4 protein-coding genes are annotated in these 2,051 nt (G+C 64.2%); 2 read left to right on the top strand and 2 right to left on the bottom strand.

Annotated elements, in window-relative coordinates; all coding sequences use genetic code 11:
• Positions 1–142: 142 nt before the first annotated feature.
• Positions 143–712 carry a methylated-DNA--[protein]-cysteine S-methyltransferase gene (locus EN742_RS33030; RefSeq protein ID WP_126058758.1) on the top strand — a complete coding sequence of 190 codons (570 nt, stop codon included), beginning with the start codon at positions 143–145 and terminating at the stop codon, positions 710–712.
• A gap of 13 nt (positions 713–725) precedes the next feature.
• Here the strand turns inward: EN742_RS33030 and EN742_RS33025 are convergent, their stop codons facing one another.
• Together EN742_RS33025 and EN742_RS33020 are read right to left on the bottom strand one after the other, a co-directional pair.
• Positions 726–1,166 (bottom strand): hypothetical protein, encoded by a 441-nt coding sequence (locus tag EN742_RS33025; protein ID WP_126058757.1) that lies wholly within the window; start codon positions 1,164–1,166, stop codon positions 726–728.
• 158 nt (positions 1,167–1,324) lie between these two features.
• Positions 1,325–1,651 (bottom strand): hypothetical protein, encoded by a 327-nt coding sequence (locus EN742_RS33020; RefSeq protein WP_126058756.1) that lies wholly within the window; start codon positions 1,649–1,651, stop codon positions 1,325–1,327.
• A 292-nt stretch (positions 1,652–1,943) separates the two neighbouring features.
• Here EN742_RS33020 and EN742_RS33015 point away from each other — a divergent pair.
• Positions 1,944–2,051, top strand: a 108-nt coding sequence (locus tag EN742_RS33015) for a cold shock domain-containing protein (protein ID WP_148670446.1), incomplete at its 3' end; no start/stop codon positions are given.

The raw sequence follows: 2,051 nt of genomic DNA, 5'->3' as shown, positions 1-2,051 counted from the left end.
TCCTTACACCAGCGATTCTCGGCCGGCAATCAGGGCCATCCGCTGGTTTTCGGGTGGCGGAACTCGCTGCAAGCTGCGATATTGTTCCCTATCTGTACCGTACCTGTACCCGTTTTTCGCGGTTTGCGGAAAGGAGCCCAGCATGGAAAAGACATCCGCGATCACAACCGGTCACGCAGTGTTAGAAACAGTGATCGGATTCACGGGCATTGGCTGGAGCGAAACCGGGCTGATCCGGCTCTGCTTGCCCGAGCGCAGCCGCGAGGCGGTCGAGCGCCGGCTGTTTCGCCATAGTGGCGTGTCAAGCTCGACCGACCGGCCGCAATGGGTGATGGACCTGATCGCCGCGATCAGGGCCTATGCCGCCGGCGAGGACATCGATTTCTCCAGCGTGCCGGTCGATCTTGCCGGCGTCGACGATTTCCGCCTCGCCATCTATGACGCGGCGCGCAAGCTCGGCTTTGGCGAGACCACCACCTATGGCGAGTTGGCGAAGCGCGCCGGCCATCAAGGGCTCGCCCGCGAAACCGGTGCCGCGCTCGGCGCCAACCCGGTGCCGCTGGTCATCCCGTGCCACCGCATCCTGGCCGCCGGCGGCAAGATCGGCGGCTTCTCGGCGCCCGGCGGCTCGGCCACCAAGGAAAAGATGCTGGCCATGGAAGGCGTGCGCCTCGGCCCGCCGCCGTCACCGCAGGCCTCGTTCGGGTTCTGAAAAGTCCGGGCCCTTACTTCAGCCCGATGCTCATACCGCTCAGATCGGCGTTGACTTGCAGGCCTACCTGCTTGCCAGTGAGCTCGAGTTGGGCGCCCTTGTCATTGGTCATGACGATCACCTGGGCCCCCTTGCCGAGCGCGCCGCCGCCGCCCGCAGCACCGTACACGCCTGTCACATCCCGGGCGCGGCGAATGTGGCGCACGGTACCGTGGAAGTAGGTCTTTGAGGCCCCGAACGCGAGGCCGCCCGAGATGCCGCCGACCGAGATAGGATAGCGGCGACCATGGAAGGTCAGCGTGCCCTCGCCTCCAGAACCACCGATGAAGAAGGCCGCCTTGTAGACGGCGAAGCGGATCGTGCCGCTATCAGCATGCGCGGCGCTGGCTAGGCTGACTCCCGCGGCGGCGATGACGGCAAACGTGACCGATCGAAATCCCGATGAAATCTTCATGATGAGAACTCCTCTAGATCGCCGCATGCCCAGCCGGTCGGGCAGGCCAGCGTCGTATCAAAGTCATAGCTGAACTGTCTTGCCCGTCATTGGTTCCAGGCACGCGGGTTGAATCCGGCAGCGATAAGACCCCGGCGAAACGTGGCGGATGGCGAATCTCAGTTCTGCAGGAAACGGCGACGGAACCGCCGATCGAAGTCCGGCCGCTTGCAGACGAAGACCGGGCAGGATTTCGCATCGGCGCTGGGCACGTAGGCGCGCTTCCTCACCTCGCCCAGGTCGCAGAAGCGCTCGTCCCTGACGTAGCGGTCATAGAGCGGCAGCCCCGGGACACGCGTCGACTGGTAGCGCAGGATGACCGCGCCCTGGCGCGCGATCGTCGCCTGCACCCTGTCGCAGCTCATGCGGGTCGGGTCGTAGCGCGAGATCGCCTGCGCCTCGGCGGCCACCAGCGTCATCAAGGCGGCAAGCACAACGGTCTTCATGATCCTCTCCCAAACCCGGCGCCCGAGACCTGGCCGTTCCTCCCTCGCGGCGCCCGCCGGCCGCAAATTTTCCACGCGATTGGGGCGGCCGTTGGGCGGCGGTGCTGGTCCCGCTTTCTCACACAGTCTTGTTTTCAGCGCAAACCCCGCCTATATGCATCGCATTGATATTTCGGCCGATCGATCGGGCCTCGCGATCTTCGCGTTTGCTGACGTCTATCTCCAAAATTTCGATACCACCGGCCGGACCCCTGGTCCGGTTAAACTAAAGCAAATGTGAAGGATACTTCGAATGGCAACTGGTACGGTCAAGTGGTTCAACGCCACCAAGGGCTTCGGCTTCATCCAGCCTGACGCGGGCGGCGCGGACGTTTTCGTCCACATCTCCGCTGTCGCGCGC

This window comes from Mesorhizobium sp. M4A.F.Ca.ET.020.02.1.1 (assembly GCF_004022645.1).
Lineage (GTDB): Bacteria > Pseudomonadota > Alphaproteobacteria > Rhizobiales > Rhizobiaceae > Mesorhizobium.
Note: the sequence above shows the minus strand (reverse complement) of the source record. Positions and strands in the feature narration are given on the sequence as shown.